This is a genomic window from Actinoplanes sp. NPDC023801, from assembly GCF_040639655.1.
In the GTDB taxonomy this organism is placed as follows: domain Bacteria; phylum Actinomycetota; class Actinomycetes; order Mycobacteriales; family Micromonosporaceae; genus Actinoplanes.
In genome coordinates, this window is record NZ_JBFAAI010000003.1 from 146,749 (window position 1) to 166,002 (window position 19,254).

The following is a 19,254-nucleotide window of genomic DNA, read 5'->3' on the forward strand; positions in this document are numbered from 1 at the left end:
GGCCGGCCGGGGGTCAGGGCAGGAGTTTTTGGAGTAGGGCGTGTACTCGGTCGGCATCCGCCTCGGCGGTCCGCCAGTTGCTGAACGCGGCCCGCAAGGCCGGTCCGCCCTCGTAGACGGTGGGGGTCAGGAAGGCCTCGCCGGAGTCCGCTATCGCATCGACCAGGGTGGGGACGTCGGCCGGGACGCTGAAACAGACCACGTTCAGGCGTACCGGCGCAAGCAGTCGAACGCCGGGAATGGTGGTGAGGCGCTCGCCCAGCCGGTGTGCCGCATCGATCGCGCGGGTGACGATCTCGCGGTGGCCGTCCACGCCGTAGGCCGCCAGGGTGAACCACGCTGCCAGCGCCCGGAGGCGGCGGGAGTTCTCCGGGGTCAGGTGGAAGAAGTCGGGGTCGCCGGAGACAGCCGGCAGGTAGGCGGCGGAGTTCTGGAACACCGATGTCTGCAGGTCGCGGTGGCGGGTGAACTGGACCGCCGAGTCGTACGGCACGTTGAGCCACTTGTGCAGGTCGACGCAGACCGAGTCGGCTTCGGCCAGGCCGTCCACGAGGTGGGCGTGTGCGGGTGAGAGGGCCGCGAATCCACCGAACGCGGCGTCCACGTGAAGCCAGAACGGGTAACGCCCGCGAAGTTCCAGGATCGCCCGGAGATCGTCGAAGTCGACGGTGTTGACCGTTCCGGCGTTGGCCACCACAATCGCCGGACGGCCGTCGAGCGCCGCCAGTGCGTCGGCCAGCGCGGACACGTCCACGGCCTCCCGGCCGGGCAGGGTGGCCACCGGGCGCAGCGCGTCGCGGCCCATGCCGAGGATCGACAGTGCCTTGTAGACGCTGCTGTGGGCGGTGCCGGACAGGACGGTGACCGGGCCGAGGGCCGCCACCCCCTGCCGGGCCACGTCGACGCCGAGCCGGTCACCGATCCACTGGCGGCCGATCGCCAGCCCGACCAGGTTCGACATGGTGGCGCCGCTGACGAAGGCGCCGCTGTGGGCGGGACCCAGGCCGAACATGTCGCGCAACCAGGAAACCGTCTCGTCCTCCAGTGCCGCGGCGGACGAACCGGAACGGTTGGAGCCGTTCTGGTCGAAGGCGCCGGTCAGCCAGTCCCCGGCGAGCGCGGCCGGGGTTGTGCCACCGGTCACGAAACCCAGGTATCGGGGGCCGGCGCTGCCGGAGAAGCCGGGCGCCCAGCGCCGCTGGAACTCGGCGAGCGCTCCGGCGGTGCCGGCCCCTCCGGCCGGGAGCGGGACGGGCGCGACCCGGCCCGGGGCGGGCGCGACCGGGCGTTCGTCGAGGCCGGCGAGCACGGAGACCGCGTAGTCACGGGTGGCCTGCAACAGGGCGGGAAGGTCGGCCAGATCGGCGGCGAGAGATGACTGCACACCTGAACGGTAGGAGCGGCCGGCCCGGTCGTCGCGGGCCAGTTCCACGGCCCTGGCCCTCAGAGGCGGGTGCCGGCTGCCGCCCGGACCTCGTCGTCCTCGAGCGGGTCGGCGCCGAGGTCGAGCAGCCGCCGGCGGATCAGCGGGGTGAGCGGGGCGTGCTCGACGGCGACGAGGCGGACCCCGGGCTCGCAGTCGAAGACGCCCTCGGTCAGCTTCCGCTCGCAGTTGTCCGGGTCGAGGACGAGGAGTGCCTTGAGGTAGGCGGCACGTTCGTGGCTGTGCGGGGTGAACCAGAGCCGGTGCAGGCGCGGCAGCACGGTACGGGCCCGGTCGCCGCCGATCCGGGCGAGGCCGGTGGCCAGGGCGTCATAGCCGCACAGATCGTCGGGACGGCCGTCCAGCCAGTCCCACGCGGCCAGCAGGACCGGGACGTCCGACTCGTCGCCGTGGGCGCCGAGGTGCATGATCGAGCGCCAGTGCAGCGGATGGCCGGGGTTCGCGGCCCAGGACCGGGTCACCGGCCGGGCGGCCGTACCGAGCAGGTCGAGGGCGCCGGAGATCGGGCTCGCCAGCTCGCCGGGCGGGAGACGGTCCAGCAGCGGCAGCAGTGACGTCCGGGGACCGCGGCGGTTCAGCTCCCGCAGCGCCGCCCGCCGCCGGTCCACATCCGCGTCCGCGACGATTGCCAGCAGCGTCTCGTCCGGCTCGTCGCGGAGGGGGCGTTCCCGGTCACGGGGCGGGTGGCCGGCCACCTCGCGGGCGATCCGGTCGTCGCGGTCGGCCCAGCTGGTCCATTGCGGCGAGATAGGTGGCCCGCTCGTCGATCCACCACCAGCGGTGGTCGCGGACCAGGCAGGCCATCACCGTCGCGGCGGTGGCGGGGTCGCGGTGCCCGCGGCGGGCTCCGACGGCGCCCCGTCCGAGGCCGCGCTGCAACGCCCCGGCCAGGGTGCCGGGCGGGTCGTAGCACCACTCGCCGTCGTCGATGGCACCAACCTAGGCTCCGTCCACAGGACGTGGCCGGCCGGGGGAGTTTCGCGGCCTTCTCGATGGGGCCGCCGCCGAGGAAGAACAGCGGGGACGCGGCGAGCACGCCGGAACGACGGCACCCGGTACCCGGCCGGGTGCCGCCGAACGCGGGAATGCGACTACGGGTCAGCGCCGCGTGTAGATGAATCCCAGCTTGTCCACGGCTGTGCCGGATCGTCCGTGGAACCCGGCGATCTGGAAGCCGGCCGGCGCGGTCCTGGTGACGCAGTCCGGCGTGGTGGTTCCGCCGGCGACACTGTTGCCCAGGTTGGTGGTGAACCTCGCATAGAAGATCCGGGTGTGCCCGCTGTACTGGGCCCGGCACAGGTGGGCGCTGGTCACGTACTCGCCGCTGCCGAGGGTGAGTGTCTTCGCGGTGCCGCCGGTTCCGCCGTGCGCCAGCGCTCCGAGGCTGACCTGGTCCACCCGGGATCCGGCGCGCAGCCCGACGGTGGCCGGCCGGGTGGCGACCGCGCCGATGTCGTTGAAGTGGGCGCCGTGCGGGCCGCCGAACTGCTCGCTGAACTCGTACGCGCTGTTCGTCGACCAGGTGAACGTGGTGCTGATCGGGAAGTGGTCGGAGAGCATCTTCCCGTCGGCGGTCCGGAACCCGGCGTCCTCGTTGTGGTAGCCGGTCGCGTCGAGCGTGACGAACCGGCTGCCCCGGTAGAGGACCTTGTCGACCACCTCGCAGCTGTCGGTGACCGCCGCCGCGTCGCAGACCAGCGCGTCGGCGCCGGCGGCCGGCGGGGTGCCGCCGCGTTCCAGCTTCACCCATGCGTCGGTGAGGCCGTTCGCGGCCACGAAGTCCCGGATCGTGTCGGCGGCCCGGGTCCAGCGGGTGTTGGTGTCGCCCATGACGACGACCGCGTTACCGGCCGAGTGGCCGGCGATGAACGCGGTCAGCTGGTTCAGGTTGTCGGCCCGGGACTGCTGGTCACCGGCGTTGGTGCCGGCATTGGTGTGCAGGTTGTAGAAGTCGACGTACACGCCTTCGGCGAGCCGGTGCCGGGCGAAGGTGAAGCCCTTCGGGGTGAGGCAGTCGCCGGAGTCCCACTGGCAGGAGTTCCAGTCACCGCGTTCGAAGTCGCCGGTGTCGTACGGCAGCTTCGACAGGGTGTTGAGTCCGGAGCCGATGCCGGCGCCGCCGCTGGTCGGGGTGCGGTGGGGGTGGGTGGTGTCGGCGGCGTACAGGTGGGCGTGGAAGTTGAAGTCCTCCTGGACGTGCACCACGTCGTACGGGCCCAGGCGCTGGCCGATGGCGGTGTGCGCGGTCTGCCGGTCGACCTCCGCGCTGGAGATGATGTCGGGGAGTCCGGCGACGTTGTACGTGAGGACAGTGAACGTGCCACCGGCGGCGTGGGCCGGGGCCGGCGCCAGCAGGAGCGGGCTCACCAGGGCGGCGAGGGCCACGAGAGCGCGTTTCATCGGGGAGAACCTTCCGGCGGACGGACGGAACGGGTTACCGGACAGTAGCCATCGATCGACGTTGACCGAAAGCACCTTCGAGCTTTGTTCACGTTCACATCAGCGCGCGTTCCGTAATAGGTCGCTTGATCCACCAAGGCTGAACGCCGATCTCGTCCCCTTGCGCCTCTGTGGAGCCCACGTGAACGTCAGCCGCCGTACTCTCCTGCTCGCCGGCGCCGCCGCCGGCCTGGTCACCGGCACCGGTACCGGCCGAGCCGCCGCCGCGGCGACGGGCACGGCGTTCGTCGACTCCTACAAGACCAACACGACCGCGAACCTGACCGTCGAGACCAACGCCGCGGTCCGCATCCTCTCCGGCTTCCGGAAGGCGTGGAGCACGGGCACCGCCTGGAACAACGGGACCGTGCTGGACGCGGCGTTCCTGCGGGCGAACATCCGCTACGTCGTGAGGACCACCCGTGAACGGACCGCCGCCGAGGCCGCCCGCTCGTTCGTCGTCGACCGGCAGCACCAGAGCTACTCGGTGATCGCCGGGCTCGGCCCGTTCGCCGACGCCTACAAGGCCGGAGCACTCGCCGTCACCGGCATCACCCACGCGCCGGAGACCACCCCCGCAACCACGGTCAGCGACGCCGTCCCGGCCGGTGCGCCCGCCGGCGCGGCGCTCGGCGCCGGCAACCCGGCCTCCGCGCTCGGCAAGGTGGTCACCCTGGTCAACACCGTGCGTGGCAACTGGTCGTCGGGCAATCCGAGCAAGTTCGCCTACCAGTACCCGCGGCCCTGGCGGATGACCGACGACAGCCGGATCGTCGACACCGGGGCGATCGACGAGTTCGGCTACCCGGTCTACGACTCCGGCGTCGTCGTCACCCCGCAACTGCTGCGCCAGCGCAGCACCGATCCGGCCGGGGACGGCGGCTACGTCAGCGGCCACACCAACGCGCTGTACATGGCGGCACTGGCCTTCGCGTACGCCGTACCGGAGCGTTTCCAGGAGATGGTCGCCACGGCCTACGACCTGGCGCACACCCGGATCGTCAGCGGCATGCACTCCCCCGCCGACGTGATCGGCGGCCGCGTCCTCGGCACCGCCCTCGCCGCGGCGATCCTCGGCGACCCGGCCAACGCGGCACTCAAGGCCGAGGCCCGGGCGCAGGCCCTCGCGTACTTCCGGAGCGCCTTCGGACCCGACCTCGTCGCCGCGGCACGATCCGGCGCCGATCGGGACGCCAACCTCGAGATCGTCAAGCCACGGCAGACGTACGGGCTACCGGCGCGCCGCTCGAACGCGCCCTTCGTCGTCCCGGCCGGGGCCGAGGTGCTGCTGGAGACGCGACTGCCCTACCTGGACGCCGCCCAGCGCCGGGAGGTGCTCCGGACCACCGGTCTGCCCGCCGGGAACCCGATCCTCGACGGCCCGGAGCAGTGGGGCCGGCTCGACCTGTTCACCGCCGCCGACGGCTACGGCACATTCGACTCGCACGTCGCGGTCGCCCTCGACGCGGCCGCCGGAGGCTTCGCGGCCGCCGACACGTGGCGCAACGACATCGACGGCCGCGGTGGTCTCGTCAAGCTGGGCACCGGCACACTCACGCTGTCCGGCGACAACTGCTACTCCGGTGGCACCACGGTCGCCGGGGGCACTCTCGTGGCCGCGCACAAGAAGGCGCTCGGCGACGGCGACGTCACCGTCAGCGGCGGCACCCTGCGGCTGGCCGCGCCGAAGGTGCACGTCAGCGGCTCGGCCCGGATCAGCTCCGGCACGCTCGCGGTGGCGGTACGCCCGCACGGCGCCGCCCCGCTCACCGTCGGCGACGACGTCGTGATCGGCGGCGGAGCGGTCCTCGAGGTCGAGGTCACCGGGAACGACAGCTACGACTCGCCGGTGCCGGTGCTCAAGGCGCGCCGGGTCCGTGGCCGCTTCGCGAAGGTGGTCGTGACAACCCCCGGTTACCGTGCCGACCTCCTCCACCGGGGCGATGCGGTGACGCTGCGCCTGCGCAGGGCCTGACCCGCCGCCAGGAGGACGGCCCGCATCGCCTGCCCACGCAGCGATGCGGGCCGCCTCGTCTCCGGGCCGGGCGGTTCGGCCTCGACGTGGTCCAGGCCGGCCGGGCCCGGCCCCGGCTCAGGCGGGCAGGACGGCCCCGGCTCAGGCGGACAGGACGGGGAGGCCGGTGAGAGCCGGATGGCCGGCAGGGGCGTCGGTGACGATCGCGGTCACCCGGTCGGCCGGCAGCACCAAGAACGGTGACGCGGCACCGATCTTCTCGCTGCTGGCCAGCACGTACGTCTCGGCGGCCCGCCCGGCGAGGGTGCGTTTCATCGCGGCCTCGTCGGGGTCGCCGGTGGTGAGGCCGGCCTCGCGGTGCACCCCGGTGACGCCGAGCAGGAACAGATCGGCGGTGATCCCGGCGGCCGCCTCGGCCGTGGCGGCCCCGCACGTGACGGCGGAATGCTTGAAGAGGCGGCCGCCGAGCACGTAGACGTCGACGGCCGGGTGCCCGACCAGGGCCGCCGCCACGGTCGGGCTGTGCGTGACCACGGTGGCCCGCAGGTCGGCGGGGAGGGCCGCGGTGACGGCGAGTGCCGTGGTCCCGCCGTCGAGCAGCACGGTTTGGCCCGGCCGGATCAGGGCGGCGGCCGCCGCGGCGACCCGTTCCTTGCTCGAGGTGGCAACCGTGGTGCGGGTCGCGTAGTCGGCGATCGCCGGGGAGACGGGCAGCGCCCCGCCGTAGACCCGTTGACAGAGCCCGGCGGCGGCCATCTCCCGCAGATCGCGGCGGATGCTGTCCTCGGTCACGCCCAGTTCGGTGGCGATCTGCTTGGCGACAAGTTTGCCGTCGGCGTGCAGCCGGGCCAGTAGGAAGTCTCGGCGTTCGGCCGCAAGCATTACGTGTTTCTCCTCATTGTTGTCGACTGTTGCGCGATGTCGAGTGTAGGTTGCCCGGCATGGACAAGCCAATGATGATCCTGATCGCCGGACCGTACCGATCCGGTACCGGTGACGACCCGGCCCTGCTGGCCGCCAATCTGCGCCGTCTGGAGGAGGCCGCGTGGCCGATCTTCCGGGTCGGTCACGTGCCGATGATCGGCGAGTGGGTGGCCCTGCCGGTCCTGCGTGGCGCGGGCGGCACGAGCGTGGCCGACCCGGTGGCGCAGCAGATCATGTATCCGGCGGCCGAGCGCCTGCTGGCGCACTGCGACGCGGTCCTGCGGCTGCCCGGCGAGTCGGCCGGCGCCGACCAGGACGTGGCAATCGCGCAAGAACGTGGAATTCCCGTCTACCACTCGGTCGAGGAGATCCCCGCGTGATCGCCGGCGTGGACGTCCCCGACGCGCGCGGCCGCACCGGGCTGGACCGTGCTGGGCGAGACCTCACCGGCAACCCCGATGTGATCGTGCGCGATGTGGAACTGCTCGCGGCGGCGTGGCACGTGCTGCGCCGAACCACCTACGACTACCGGCGGCGCGACGGCACCTGGTCGCGGGAGCAGCGCGAGACCTACGACCGCGGCGACGGCGCGACCGTGCTGCTCTTCGACCGGTCGCGGCGCACCGTGCTGCTGACCAGGCAGTTCCGCTATCCGGTGTATGTCAACGGGCATCCCGACGGGATGTTCCTGGAAACCGCGGCCGGGCTGCTCGACGGCGACGATCCGGCCGCGGCGATCCGGCGGGAGGCGGTCGAGGAACTCGGGGTGACGGTCGGTGAGCTGACACCGGTGTTCGCCGCGTGGACGAGCCCCGGCTCGGTGACCGAGCGGCTGCACTGCTTCGCCGCGGAGTACTCCGCCGCCTCCCGGACCGGCGCGGGCGGCGGGCTGGCCGACGACGGTGAGGACATCGCGGCCGTGGAGCTGCCGTTCGACGAGGCGCTCACGATGATCGACACCGGGGAGATCGCGGACGCCAAGACGATCATGCTGTTGCAGTGGGCGGCACTGAAGGGGGTGCTTGACAGGGATCGACGACAGCCATTTGATGTTACCGGGAGGTAACACGATGATCGTTCGCCGTGCCGCAATCGTCGCCATTCTGATCGCCGGGTTCCTCACCGGCACGCCCGCCGCAGCGGCTCCGCCCGCGTGCACGGCGCCGACACCGAGTGAGACCCAACCCGGCTACCTGGTGGCCGACCCGGACTGCGAGCTCAACGGCACGCCGTTCACCGCACTGCCCGGTGCCACCGTGCACACCGGTGTCCGCGCCGGCGCCGCCTACCGCGTCGAGGTGCCGCAGCAGTGGAACGGCCGGCTCGTCGTCTACGCGCACGGCTACCGCGGGCAGGGCACGACCGTCTACGTGGGCAATCCGGAACTGCGGGCGCACTACATCAGCCGGGGATTCGCCTGGGCGGCGTCGAGCTACGCGACCAACGGCTACGACGTCGGCCAGGGCGTCCGTGACTCGTACGCCCTGATCGACGTCTTCCGGACCGTCACCGGCAGACATCCGCGCAAGGTGTACCTCAGCGGCGCGTCGATGGGCGGGCACGTCACCGCGGTGGCCATCGAGGAGTACCCGCGGGCCTTCGACGGCGCCATGCCGTACTGCGGGGTCCTCGGCGACACCGAGCTGTTCGACTGGTTCCTCGACGCGAACGTGACCGCGGCGGCGCTGGCCGGGGTGCCGATCGAGTTCCCGGCCCAGCCGGACGCGGCATATCCGGCGCGCTGGGCCGGGCAGGTCGCCGCGATCCGGGCCGGACTCACCGGCGAGGCCGGCCGCACCTGGTCCGACGTGCTGGAACGACGCAGCGGCGGTGAGCGGCCCGGCTTCGACGCGGCCTACACCTACTGGAACGCGGCGAGCCAGAACGGGCTGCCGTTCCTGTTCAGCGTCTACCCCGGCCTGAGCGGCGGTACGACCGGCATCGCGCCCGGCAACGTCACCGACAACCGGCGCAGCCTCTACCAGGCCGACGACCGCTGGTGGCTCAGCGCCGCCGAACGCCGGCTCAACGCGTCGGTTCTGCGCGTCTCACGGACGGCCTCCGCCGATCCGGGACTCGCCGGGATACCGCGGGTCGACGGCCGCCCGCCGGTGCCGGTCCTCTCGCTGCACGGCATCGGCGACCTGTTCGTGCCGTTCTCCATGGAGCAGGAGTACGCCCGCCGGGCCCACACCAACGGCCGCTCCCGGCTGTTCGTCTCGCGGGCCGTCCGCGACGTCAGCCACTGCGGCTTCACCCAGGCCGAACTGAGCCGCGGCTTCGACGACCTGGTCACCTGGGTGGAGCGGGGTCACCGCCCGCCGGGCGACGCGATCCTCGACCGGCGGGCGGTCTCGTCCGCGACGTTCGGTTGCCGTTTCACCTCGGCGGTACGCCCGGGACAGGACCCCTGCCCCGCCTGACCTGTCCCGCGTGGTGATCGGCGGCCCGCGGCGGGCCACCGGTCACCACGCCGGTACCGTCGCCGCTTCCGTGTGGCGACCGGCGGCTCGCCGATCACCACACCGCCGCGTCGTCAGGAGGCTCCGGGCGTACCCGATGAGGCGGTCTGCTCGAGGATCTCGCGGAAGGCGCGGGCCGCGGGTGAGGCCGCACCCGCCAGGCGCTGGGCCGTGAAGATCGTGCGGCGCGGGGCCCCGGTGAGCTGCAGGAGCCTGGCGGACGTCGCCCGGCCGGCCCAGATCAGGTCGGGGATGAGCGCGACGGCGTTGCCGGATTCGACCAGGCGCATGTGGGCCTGCAGGTCGGCCGTCTCGTAGCGGACGTCGGGCTCGAAGCCGGCGACGCGGCAGACCTGTTCGGCGAAGTGGCGGGATGCGGCACCGCGCGGTTCCATCACCCAGGGCATGTGGCGTGCGGTGCCGAGCGAGTCGACGGGGTGCAGCGACTCCGAGGACGCGGGCAGGGCCAGGCGGATCGCGTCGGTGGTCAGGTCGCGCCGGTCGAGGCCGGGATGGTGTGGCGCGGCGTGTGCCGGGTACTGCTCAGCGATGACCATGTCGAAGTCGCGGGCCCAGGTCTCGCGCAGCGCCTCCTCCGGTTCGCGCTGGACCATCTCGACGCGTACGTCCGGGTAGCGCAGCGCCATGGCGCGCAGCGTGGCGGGCATGAAGGCGAGCGCCGCCGACTGGAAGACGGCGACCCGCACCCGGCCGGTGACCCGGGTGGCGGCGGCCTGCAACCTGGCTTCGGCACGCTCGAGGGTGTCGAGGACCTCGGTGACCTCGGCGACCAGCACCTCGGCCTGCGGGGTGAGCTGGACCCGGCGCCCGGCCTTGCGCAGCAGCTGGGTGCCGGTCTCCTTCTCGAGCTGGCTGAGCTGCTGGCTGACCGCGGACGGGGTGAAGTTGAGGGCCTCGGCGACCGCGGCGATGGTGCCGCGGATGGCGAGCTCTCTCAGCAGGACGAGACGGCGGATCTCCAGCACTCCGCAAACGTTAGCTGAACTTAAGAACATCGCTCATAAAGCATCGCTTTTCCTTTACGGATCCGGGACTACAGACTGGGTCCGTTCGCGACCTTCTCTCCGGTCGCATCAAGACGAAAGTCCTTGCGTGACGGTTCCGGCCGCCGCGAGAAGTCCTTTTTGCGAGAAATGGAAGGAGCCTCCCGATGTCTGAGATCGCCGATGAGACCATCGCCCTGGTCCGGCGCTGGCTGCGCGAGGCAGCGGACGTCCCGGTCGGCGGCTCGGCCGCCCAGCTGGCCGGAGTGCTCCGCGACCCCCGCGGGCTGGCGTTCACCGTCGGCTTCGTGGACGGGGTGATCCGGCCGGAGGATGCCCGGGTCAGCGCCCGCACCCTGGCGAGCCTGTCGCGTGACATCCCCAGGTTCCTGCCCCCGCACCTCCGGCTCGCGGTGAAGGCCGGCGGCGTGCTGGCCCCGATCATGCCCGGGGTCGTGGTGCCGGTCGCCCGGCGCGCTCTGCGGCACATGGTCGGGCACCTGATCGTCGACGCCAGCGGCGCACGGCTCGGCAAGGCGATCAAGCGGATCAGGAAGCGGAACGTCCGCCTGAACCTGAACCTGCTCGGCGAGGCGGTCCTCGGCAAGAACGAGGCCACCCACCGCCTGCGGAGCACCGAGAAGCTGCTGGCCAGGCCGGACGTCGACTACGTGTCGATCAAGGTGTCGTCGGCCGTCGCGCCGCACAACCCGTGGGCCTTCGACGAGGCCGTCACCGAGATCAGCGAACAGCTCCTGCCGCTTTTCACCCTGGCCGCCAAGACCGGCAAGTTCGTCAACCTCGACATGGAGGAGTACAAGGACCTCGACCTGACGATCGCGGTCTTCACCAAGCTCCTCGACCGCCCCGAACTGCTCGGCCTGGAGTCCGGCATCGTCCTGCAGGCATATCTGCCGGACGCACTGAGCGCCATGACCCGCCTGCAGGACTGGGCCGCCACCCGCCGCGAGCGGGGCGGCGCCGGCATCAAGGTCCGCCTGGTCAAGGGCGCCAACCTGCCGATGGAACGGGTCGAGGCGGAACTGCACGGCTGGCCGGTCGCGACCTGCGACAGCAAGCAGGCCACCGACACCAACTACAAGCGGGTCCTCGACTACGCGCTGCACCCGGACCGGATCCGGAACGTCCGCCTCGGGGTGGCCGGGCACAACCTCTTCGACATCGCCTACGCCTGGGTGCTCGCCGGGCGGCGCGGCGTCCGCGACGGCATCGAGTTCGAGATGCTTCTCGGCATGGCCGAGGGTCAGGCCGAAGCGGTCCGGCGCGAGGTCGGCGGCCTGCTTCTCTACACCCCGGTGGTACGCCCGGAGCAGTTCGACGTCGCCATCGCGTACCTGATCCGCCGCCTCGAGGAGGGCGCGAGCCCGGACAACTTCATGTCCGCGGTGTTCGAGCTGCACACCGACTCGGCCCTGTTCGAGCGGGAGAAGGAACGGTTCCTCGCCTCGCTGCGTGACCTGGATCCCCTCGTACCGGAGCCGCACCGGGTCGCCGACCGGTTCGCTGCCGTGCCCCGCCCGGTCCCCGGCCTGTTCGTCAACACCCCGGACACCGACCCCGCCGTCGCCTCCAACCGTTCGCGGATGCGTGCCGTCCTGTCCCGCGTGGACTCCTCGGACCTCGGCGTCGACGTGCCCCGGATCAGCGACCGCCAGCACCTCGATGAGGCCCTGGAGAAGGCGGCCGCCGCCGGCTGGGGCGCCGCCGACCGCCGGGCCGTGCTGCACGCCGTCGGCGACGCGCTCGAGGCGAACCGGTACACGCTGCTCGAGGTGATGGCCGCCGAGGCCGGCAAGACCATCGACCAGGCCGACCCCGAGGTGTCCGAGGCGGTCGACTTCGCCCACTACTACGCCGAGCGGGCCTTCGATCTGGCGGAGACCGACGGTGCCGTCCCGGTCCCGGCGCGGCTCACCCTGGTCACGCCGCCGTGGAACTTCCCGGTCGCCATCCCGGCCGGATCGGTGCTGGCCGCCCTGGCCGCCGGATCCTCGGTGGTACTCAAGCCGGCCGGACCGGCCGAGCGCTGCGGCACCGTCCTCGCGGGCATCCTGCGCGACGCCCTCTCCGCGGCCGGCGCCGACCCCGACCTGGTCACCCTGCTCCAGGTCGACGAGGGCACCCTGGGCCGCGAGCTGATCGTCCACCCGCTGGTGGACCGCGTCATCCTGACGGGTGCCTACGAGACGGCCGAGCTGTTCCGCTCGTTCCGCCCGGACCTGCCGCTGCTCGCCGAGACCAGCGGCAAGAACGCCATCATCGTCACCCCGAGCGCCGACCTCGACCTGGCCGTCAAGGACGTGGTGACGTCCGCGTTCGGTCACGCCGGACAGAAGTGCTCAGCCGCGTCGCTCGTCGTACTGGTCGGCAGCGTGGCCCGCTCGGAGCGGTTCCGCACGCAACTGCTCGACGCGGTGTCGTCGCTGGAGGTGGGCTACCCGGCCGACGCCCGTACCAAGATGGGCCCGCTCGTCGAACCGGCCGCCGGCAAGCTGCTCGAAGGGCTCACCACCCTCGGCGACGGCGAGCGCTGGCTCCTGGAGCCGCGCAAGCTCGACGATTCCGGCAAGCTGTGGAGCCCCGGCGTCCGCGACGGGGTGCGCCGCGGGTCCGCCTACCACCGCACTGAGTACTTCGGCCCGATCCTCGGCATCATGACCGCCGACAGCCTCGACGCCGCCATCGACATCGTCAACGAGGTCGACTACGGCCTGACCTCCGGGCTGCACTCGCTCGACGAGGGCGAGATCCGCACCTGGCTCGACCGGGTCGAGGCCGGCAACCTCTACGTCAACCGCGGCATCACCGGCGCCATCGTGCAGCGGCAGCCGTTCGGCGGATGGAAGCGCTCGGCGGTCGGCCCCGGCACCAAGGCCGGCGGACCGAACTACCTGGTCGGGCTCACCGGCTGGGAGCCCCGCCCGGCGACCGCCGGTGCCGAGATCAGCCACCCCGGCGTGCGTGCACTGCTCGCCGGGGCCCGCGGGATCGTCGGCGAGGACGCGTACGCCTCGATCGAACGGGCCGCCCGCAGCGACGCGGCGTTCGACTTCCGCACCCCGGCCGACGTCAGCGGCCTGCAGGTGGAGCGCAACGTGTTCCGCTACCTGCCGGCGCCGGTGACCGTGCGCCTCGCCGCGGACGGCTCGGTCGCCGACCTGGTCCGGGTGCTCGCGGCCGGGCTGCTCGCCGGAGCCGGGATCCGGGTGTCCAGCGCCGTCCCGCTGCCGGCCGGGCTCACCTCCGGCGCGGTCACCGTCGAGGACGACGCGACGTTCGCGGCGGGCCTCACCGCCGGGCGGGTCCGGCTCGTCGGCGGCGACGCCTCGGCACTCGCCGCGGCCACCGGTGGACGGCCCGACCTGGCTGTCTGGTCCGGGCCGGTCACCGAAGCCGGACGGGTCGAGATGCTGCCCTTCCTGCGCGAGCAGGCGGTCAGCATCACCGCACACCGGTTCGGCAACCCGCTCCCGCTCGCGGCGGCGGTTCTCTGACCCGCCGATCCGCGGTGAAGGGCCCTCTTAGGAGGGCCCTTCGTCATGCGATCCGCAGGCAGTCGCCGGCGTTGGTCGCGGTCCGGCCGGTCCGCTCGAACTTCCCGTCGCCGAACCGGTAGACGTACGTCAGCTTGAGCTCCGGGCAGGCCTGGATGCCGTTCTCGGCAACGCCGTACGCCTTGATCGTGACCGTGCCGCCCTTGGCGCTCATCGACGTGAACCACGGCAGGTCGGCCTGCCCCGCGTCCTTGAGCAGCACGCCGATCCGCTTCGGCTTCGCGTCGCCGGCGGTGGTGCCGTCGAACACCTCGACAGTGCTCGGAATGTACGCCGTGAACGCCTCGCAGGTGCGCGCCACCAGGGCGTCGTCCACGCCGTCGCCGGTCACGTCAGCGAACTCGAGCCTCTGGACCTCTGCCTTCTGACCCTCGTTCGGGCAGGCCTCGAGGTTGGCGAACCAGTTGCCGCCGTCACCGGCGTCGGAGGTCCGCGTCGGCTGGGCCGCGCCACCGTTGCTGCTGCCGGTCTCGGGTGCACTCGTGGCCCTGGCCGGTGCGCTCGCCGCCCCGGCCGGTGCGCTCGCCGACGGCACGCCGCCACCCGCCCCGGCCGGTTCCCCGGACGACCCGGTGCAGCCGGTGACGGCTACTGCCGTGAGCCCGGCGGCAGCGACAAGAACAACCTTCTTGAGCATGACGATCCTCGTGTGTCCCCTGACGGCCCGCATGTCCGTGCCGTTCCGTCACCGAACGTAGGCGACGCGGGGTGATCGCTCCCTCACACGTTCGTGCCATCGCTCTCCCGGCCGGCCGGACCGACGCCTGCCAGATCCGCCGGGAAGGGTGCCTGGCACACGGCCGGCGAGCGCGACCGCCGGCGGGCGGCCAAGAGAGTGAGCGGGCTGGTCAGACTACGGAGAAGCCGGGTGGGAGCGCGGCCCGGCCGCTGAGGGCGCGTAACACCGGGAGCCCGTGCCCGGTGGCGGCGGCCACCCGGGCGGCCAGTGCGGCGGTCTCGGCCAGCGTGTCGTAGTCGAAACCGACCGGCAGGTCAGCGGCCACGGCGGCGTCGGAGGCGTGAACGACCAGTTCGAACGTGCGGGTGGGAAGCCAGTCGCGGACCCGCATGCCGCCGGCCGGGGTGGCCACCAGATCGTCGTCGGCGGCGCCGGCCAGGGCCGCGGTCGCCTGGCCGATGTAGCCGCTCACAGCCGTGGCGGGCTCGTCGCCCAGGGACGCTCCGGTGGCGCGGGCGTCGTCGGTGGAGGCCTTGCGGGCCGCGGCCACCAGGTCGGCGGGGGCGGTGCGCGCCAGGGCGAAGTAGGCCTCGGGAGCGGGTACCAGCAGGGTGGGGGCGCGATCGGCCAGAACGGTGGGTACCTGGCGCAGCGCCGAGCTGACGGTGTGGCCGAGGAGGTCCCGCAGGGTCCATTCGTCGAGGCCGGGGCCGTCGAGAGCGGACGACGGGATGCGGGACACCAGGTCGGCGAAGGCGATGGCGGCCGAGCGGTACGTACGGCGGTAGTCCATCCCGACAACCTGCCACGTCCGGGAGCGGCCCCGCCCGGCGGACCGCGGCACGATTCGCATTCACTGCGAGGCATGGCGGGGAGGGCGGGGCGGGGCGGCCTGCCGGGATGCCGTTACCTCTGCCGGACGGCGACGGCGCCGCTGTCCGCTCTTGATCTGGTGCGCCGGTTCCCGGTGCCGGCCTGCGCGCACGGGCACCGGGCGGCGAGACGGGGCCGTGGGACCGGTGGCCGTGGTCGCTGACCGAGCTGGTTCCGCATGCCTGGGCGGCGGCGACGGGCGATCTCCCGCTCGTGGTCATCTGGCACTTCCAGCGGGATCCAGCGGATCGATGACCCGGTTGCGGTGGTGCTGGAAGATCACCGAACTGCGGAAGCCGACGATCTCGCGGCGGGCCGAGAACCGGTCCATCAGGAACGCGTGCAGTCCTTCGACGCTCGGCACCGCCACGTGCACGAGGAAGTCGTCGCCACCGGAGAGTACGAACACCGAGAGGACCTCGGGCAGGCCGGCCGCGTACGACTTGAAGTTTTCGATCACCTCGCGGTTCAGCGGCCGGACCTGCACGTGCAGCAGCGCCTGGACCTCGCGGCCGAGCGCGGTGAGGCTGACGTCGGCGTGATAACCGGTGATCACGCCGCGGTCGCGCAGGAGCCGGACACGCTCGAGGCAGGTCGACGGAGCGATACCGACCGTAGCGGCCAGCTCACGGTTCGTCAGCCGCGCGTTCGACTGCAATTCCCGCACGATCGCCGAATCAATGTCATCCACGGCCACCATTCTGGCCCATTCGCCGAACTTAGTTCGGCAAGATCGCTGGGCACCCGGCGGGAGTTCTAGGTTCCAAACCAACAGCCCTTCATCTGTACGGGAGAAGTACATGCCGATCCACCAGCGTGTCGTGGTCGAACGCGGTCTGCGATCCGGGTTCCCGATCATCGTTGCGGTGCACTCGACCGCACTGGGGCAGGCGCTCGGCGGATGCCGCCTGGCCGTCTACCCGGACTGGCGCGCCGGCCTCGACGACGCGCTGCGCCTGTCGGAGGCGATGACCGCGAAGACCGCGCTCGCCGGGCTTCCGAACGGTGGCGGCAAGACCGTGGTGGCACTGCCCGCGGACCAGACGGTGGACCGGCGGGCGGTCCTGCACGACGTCGGTGACGTGATCCAGGGACTCGGCGGCGTCTACGCGACCGGGCCCGACGTGGGCACCGGGCCCGACGACATGCAGACCATCGGCGAGCGTACGAATCACGTGCTCTGCCGCTCCGGCGACTCCTCCCCCGGCACCGCCGCCGGTGCGGTCGCCGCCCTCCGCGCCATCGTCGCTGACCGGTTCGGATCACCGCGGTTGGAGGGACGCAGCTGTGCCGTCCTCGGGGTCGGCCGGGTTGGCACCCACCTGATCGAGTTGCTCACCACGGCCGGCATGCGGGTGATCGCGTCGGATGTGGACGCCTCCCGCCGTACCGTCGCCGAATCCCGCGGCGCCACCTGGACCGATCCGCAAAGCTGTCTCACCGCCGAGGTGGACGTGCTGGTCCCGGCCGCGCTCGGCGGGTTGCTCACCGCCACGACCGTGCCCACGCTGCGGTGCGGGGCCGTCGCCGGACCGGCGAACAACCAGCTCGACCGGCCGGAGACCGCCGACCTGCTGTACGAGTCCGGCATCCTGTGGGCACCGGACGTGGTCGTCAGCGCCGGCGGCATCATCCACGCGGTCGCCACCGAACTGCACCATGAGACCCCCGAGCAGGTCGCGGCCCGGATCGACGGGATCGGCCACACCCTGTCCGGCATCCTCGACGCGGCCCGCGAGACGTCGTCCACCCCGGCGGCTGCCGCGACCCGGCTCGTGGACTTCCTGATCGGAGACATCCCGGTTCCGGCGATGACGGCATGCTGACCGCGGAACGCTGAGCACCCGGCCGGGCCGGCATCGGGGTGTTCACCGGGCACACTTGGTCACTGTGCGTCACAGCACTTGCGTTCATCCGCTCCGGGAAAAGTTGTTTCCATGCCGTTACAGGCGCCCTGAGAGGCTTGCGATAAATGCACGTTCATCAATAATGAGCGCCATGCATCGAGCCGAGGCGATACCGGTTGACGGGTCCCGGAGCACGACCGAGCCCCCCATCGGCCGAGTGCCGGCGGCCCTGCCGCCTGCCTCCGGCCAGGCTCTCCCGGAGGTCACCACGCCGGTCCGGCCGGCGGGTGGCGGAACCACCATCGCGGTACGGCCGGCGGCGCACCCGTGCCCGCCCGCAGCACCCGCACCTCCTCCGGCACGCGGTGATCAGTGGCCGGGAGCGCCCGCGGAGACGCGGACCGGGTCCGGTTCGGTGACCCGCCGGACCGGACGCCGGCGGGGCGCGATCGCCGCCCGTCGCGTGGTGGCCCTGTGAGCGCCACGACGCGGGCCCCGGGCCCGCCACGCATCGCACGGCCGCCGCGCCGCGACCGGGGACGCTCCGAGCCCTCGGACAATCACCCACGTGCCGTCACGGGGGACGGACGAGACAGAACCGGCGGCGTCGCGTGCCGGCCACGGTGCGCCCGGCGCGGCCCGCGGCGCGGCACGGAACGACTGACGGCCGCCGCCGCTGACCGGGGCCGCGCCACGCCGATGACGCACACCGCCCGGCCCGCCGGAGCGGCCGAGCCGGCAACAGGCGAATCGCGCAGCGTGACCATTGACGCAAAACGGGCGGACGGCGTCCGCGGTACGACGCCCCGGCATGTCCGTCCGGCCGGACGTGACACTCCGCCATCGGTTTCCTGGCGTGCGGGACGCGCCTGCGGAGCCGGACGGGACACTCCGCCACCAGATCCGCGGCATGCGGGACGCCCACCACCAGGGCCCGGAACCGGCCGAACGCCGGTGGTCCGCTGTTTTACAACGCCGTCACGGAACGGATCCGGGACTTCACCGGCCGCGGGTGATGCATACCCACCGCGGTGGGCTGCCGTGGGGCGATGGTGGGGACCGCCCGTCTGTCAGGGTAGAAGTGAGGCACATCGCTCGCCTCGCCGGTCACCGTGGCGGGCCGGGCGGCCGCACCGCTGAAGAGGGAGAACACTCTCCATGGGCGAAATGCCTGTCATCACGCTCAACAACGGCGTCACGATTCCGCAGATCGGTTTCGGCGTCTTCCAGATTCCCGAGGCGGAGACCGCCGCCGCCGTCAGCACGGCACTCGAGGCGGGTTACCGCAGCATCGACACGGCGGCGATCTACCGCAACGAGTCCGGTGTCGGCGCCGCACTCCAGGCGGCCGGGCTGCCGCGCGACGAGCTGTTCGTCACCACGAAGGTCTGGAACAACGATCAGGGGTACGACGAGACGCTGCGCGCGTTCGACGCCAGCATCGCCCGCCTCGGCCTGGACCGGCTCGACCTGTACCTGATCCACTGGCCGACCCCGAAGCGGGGCAAGTACCTCGACACCTGGCGCGCGCTGGAGAAGTTGCTGGCCGACGGCCGGGTCCGGGCGATCGGTGTCTCCAACTTCCTGCCGGAGCATCTGCGGGCGGTGGCCGCGCTCGGCGGCACGGTGCCCGCGGTCAACCAGATCGAGGTGCACCCGGCGCTGCAACAGCGCGACGCCCAGGCCGCCGGAGCCGAGCTGGGCGTGGTGACGGAGGCGTGGAGCCCGCTCGCCCAGGCCGCGGTGCTCTCCGATCCGGCGGTCCAGCGGATCGCCACCGACCGCGACCGCACCCCGGCACAGGTGGTGCTGCGCTGGCACGTACAGCAGGGGCGGATCGTCATCCCGAAGTCGGTGACCCCCTCCCGGATCCGAGAGAACCTGCGGATCTTCGACTTCGAGCTGACCGGCGAGGAGATCGCCGCGATCGACGCGCTGGAGAACGACGGCCGGACCGGGCCGCACCCGGACCACTTCAACTAGCCTCAGTGATCATCAAGCGACTTCACAGGAAATCGCCGCATAGTGGGTG

The 19,254-nt window shown here is 72.2% G+C and carries 16 protein-coding genes; 7 read left to right on the plus strand and 9 right to left on the minus strand.

Annotated features, from left to right (window positions below; all coding sequences use genetic code 11):
* Window positions 1-13: 13 nt before the first annotated feature.
* The 4 genes from AB0G04_RS07830 to AB0G04_RS07845 all read right to left on the minus strand — a co-directional run bounded on the left by AB0G04_RS07830 (window position 14) and on the right by AB0G04_RS07845 (window position 3,844).
* Window positions 14-1,384 carry a pyridoxal-dependent decarboxylase gene (locus tag AB0G04_RS07830; RefSeq protein WP_360978295.1) on the minus strand — a complete coding sequence of 457 codons (1,371 nt, stop codon included), beginning with the start codon at window positions 1,382-1,384 and terminating at the stop codon, window positions 14-16.
* 59 nt (window positions 1,385-1,443) lie between these two features.
* Entirely contained in the window at window positions 1,444-2,139 is a 696-nt protein-coding gene (locus AB0G04_RS07835; RefSeq protein ID WP_360978298.1) for a hypothetical protein, read from the minus strand.
* Window positions 2,117-2,323 carry a hypothetical protein gene (locus AB0G04_RS07840; RefSeq protein WP_360978301.1) on the minus strand — a complete coding sequence of 69 codons (207 nt, stop codon included), beginning with the start codon at window positions 2,321-2,323 and terminating at the stop codon, window positions 2,117-2,119. Before AB0G04_RS07840 ends, AB0G04_RS07835 begins: the two co-directional genes overlap by 23 nt.
* A 219-nt stretch (window positions 2,324-2,542) precedes the next feature.
* Window positions 2,543-3,844, minus strand: a complete 1,302-nt coding sequence (locus AB0G04_RS07845; RefSeq protein WP_360978303.1) for a jacalin-like lectin — start codon at window positions 3,842-3,844, stop codon at window positions 2,543-2,545.
* Between the two features lie 181 nt (window positions 3,845-4,025).
* On the opposite strand from AB0G04_RS07845, the gene AB0G04_RS07850 reads away from it, so the two are divergent.
* Window positions 4,026-5,858: a phosphatase PAP2 family protein gene (locus tag AB0G04_RS07850; RefSeq protein WP_360978306.1), complete on the plus strand. Its 1,833-nt coding sequence runs from the start codon at window positions 4,026-4,028 to the stop codon at window positions 5,856-5,858.
* A gap of 141 nt (window positions 5,859-5,999) precedes the next feature.
* Here AB0G04_RS07850 and AB0G04_RS07855 read toward each other — a convergent pair whose 3' ends face one another.
* On the minus strand, window positions 6,000-6,740 hold the full coding sequence (locus tag AB0G04_RS07855) for a DeoR/GlpR family DNA-binding transcription regulator (protein WP_360978309.1): 741 nt from the start codon (window positions 6,738-6,740) through the stop codon (window positions 6,000-6,002).
* Window positions 6,741-6,799: 59 nt separating this feature from the next.
* On the opposite strand from AB0G04_RS07855, the gene AB0G04_RS07860 reads away from it, so the two are divergent.
* From AB0G04_RS07860 to AB0G04_RS07870, 3 genes are read left to right on the plus strand one after another with little or no spacing between them, the layout of a single operon-like run.
* Window positions 6,800-7,162, plus strand: coding sequence for a DUF4406 domain-containing protein (locus AB0G04_RS07860; RefSeq protein ID WP_360978312.1), 363 nt, complete (start codon window positions 6,800-6,802; stop codon window positions 7,160-7,162).
* Window positions 7,159-7,848 carry an NUDIX domain-containing protein gene (locus AB0G04_RS07865; RefSeq protein ID WP_360978315.1) on the plus strand — a complete coding sequence of 230 codons (690 nt, stop codon included), beginning with the start codon at window positions 7,159-7,161 and terminating at the stop codon, window positions 7,846-7,848. Before AB0G04_RS07860 ends, AB0G04_RS07865 begins: the two co-directional genes overlap by 4 nt.
* A gap of 4 nt (window positions 7,849-7,852) precedes the next feature.
* Window positions 7,853-9,205: a phthalyl amidase gene (locus AB0G04_RS07870; protein ID WP_360978318.1), complete on the plus strand. Its 1,353-nt coding sequence runs from the start codon at window positions 7,853-7,855 to the stop codon at window positions 9,203-9,205.
* A 113-nt stretch (window positions 9,206-9,318) separates the two neighbouring features.
* Here AB0G04_RS07870 and AB0G04_RS07875 read toward each other — a convergent pair whose 3' ends face one another.
* Window positions 9,319-10,230, minus strand: coding sequence for a LysR family transcriptional regulator (locus AB0G04_RS07875; protein WP_360978321.1), 912 nt, complete (start codon window positions 10,228-10,230; stop codon window positions 9,319-9,321).
* Window positions 10,231-10,415: 185 nt separating this feature from the next.
* On the opposite strand from AB0G04_RS07875, the gene AB0G04_RS07880 reads away from it, so the two are divergent.
* Window positions 10,416-13,763 carry a bifunctional proline dehydrogenase/L-glutamate gamma-semialdehyde dehydrogenase gene (locus tag AB0G04_RS07880; protein ID WP_360978324.1) on the plus strand — a complete coding sequence of 1,116 codons (3,348 nt, stop codon included), beginning with the start codon at window positions 10,416-10,418 and terminating at the stop codon, window positions 13,761-13,763.
* Window positions 13,764-13,806: 43 nt separating this feature from the next.
* On the opposite strand, the gene AB0G04_RS07885 is transcribed toward AB0G04_RS07880, so the two are convergent.
* The 3 genes from AB0G04_RS07885 to AB0G04_RS07895 all read right to left on the minus strand — a co-directional run bounded on the left by AB0G04_RS07885 (window position 13,807) and on the right by AB0G04_RS07895 (window position 16,075).
* On the minus strand, window positions 13,807-14,460 hold the full coding sequence (locus AB0G04_RS07885) for a hypothetical protein (protein WP_360978327.1): 654 nt from the start codon (window positions 14,458-14,460) through the stop codon (window positions 13,807-13,809).
* 211 nt (window positions 14,461-14,671) lie between these two features.
* On the minus strand, window positions 14,672-15,295 hold the full coding sequence (locus AB0G04_RS07890) for a maleylpyruvate isomerase N-terminal domain-containing protein (RefSeq protein ID WP_360978330.1): 624 nt from the start codon (window positions 15,293-15,295) through the stop codon (window positions 14,672-14,674).
* Between the two features lie 297 nt (window positions 15,296-15,592).
* Complete coding sequence (locus AB0G04_RS07895) at window positions 15,593-16,075, minus strand: Lrp/AsnC family transcriptional regulator (RefSeq protein WP_360979350.1); 483 nt, start codon at window positions 16,073-16,075, stop codon at window positions 15,593-15,595.
* A gap of 100 nt (window positions 16,076-16,175) precedes the next feature.
* Between AB0G04_RS07895 and AB0G04_RS07900 the strand changes: the two genes are divergently transcribed.
* Together AB0G04_RS07900 and AB0G04_RS07905 are read left to right on the plus strand one after the other, a co-directional pair.
* On the plus strand, window positions 16,176-17,201 hold the full coding sequence (locus AB0G04_RS07900) for a Glu/Leu/Phe/Val dehydrogenase dimerization domain-containing protein (RefSeq protein WP_360978333.1): 1,026 nt from the start codon (window positions 16,176-16,178) through the stop codon (window positions 17,199-17,201).
* 1,179 nt (window positions 17,202-18,380) lie between these two features.
* A complete protein-coding gene (locus AB0G04_RS07905; RefSeq protein ID WP_360978336.1) occupies window positions 18,381-19,205 on the plus strand; it encodes an aldo/keto reductase in 825 nt (274 codons plus the stop codon).
* Window positions 19,206-19,254: the final 49 nt, after the last annotated feature.

What these genes read in the sequence shown, in the direction of transcription:
- AB0G04_RS07845 (WP_360978303.1), bottom strand. Translation starts at nt 3,844, where the DNA reads ATGAAACGCGCTCTCGTGGCCCTCGCCGCCCTGGTGAGCCCGCTCCTG.
- AB0G04_RS07855 (WP_360978309.1), bottom strand. Translation starts at nt 6,740, where the DNA reads ATGCTTGCGGCCGAACGCCGAGACTTCCTACTGGCCCGGCTGCACGCC.
- AB0G04_RS07860 (WP_360978312.1), top strand. Translation starts at nt 6,800, where the DNA reads ATGGACAAGCCAATGATGATCCTGATCGCCGGACCGTACCGATCCGGT.
- AB0G04_RS07870 (WP_360978318.1), top strand. Translation starts at nt 7,853, where the DNA reads ATGATCGTTCGCCGTGCCGCAATCGTCGCCATTCTGATCGCCGGGTTC.
- AB0G04_RS07880 (WP_360978324.1), top strand. Translation starts at nt 10,416, where the DNA reads ATGTCTGAGATCGCCGATGAGACCATCGCCCTGGTCCGGCGCTGGCTG.
- AB0G04_RS07885 (WP_360978327.1), bottom strand. Translation starts at nt 14,460, where the DNA reads ATGCTCAAGAAGGTTGTTCTTGTCGCTGCCGCCGGGCTCACGGCAGTA.
- AB0G04_RS07890 (WP_360978330.1), bottom strand. Translation starts at nt 15,295, where the DNA reads ATGGACTACCGCCGTACGTACCGCTCGGCCGCCATCGCCTTCGCCGAC.
- AB0G04_RS07895 (WP_360979350.1), bottom strand. Translation starts at nt 16,075, where the DNA reads ATGGTGGCCGTGGATGACATTGATTCGGCGATCGTGCGGGAATTGCAG.
- AB0G04_RS07900 (WP_360978333.1), top strand. Translation starts at nt 16,176, where the DNA reads ATGCCGATCCACCAGCGTGTCGTGGTCGAACGCGGTCTGCGATCCGGG.
- AB0G04_RS07905 (WP_360978336.1), top strand. Translation starts at nt 18,381, where the DNA reads ATGGGCGAAATGCCTGTCATCACGCTCAACAACGGCGTCACGATTCCG.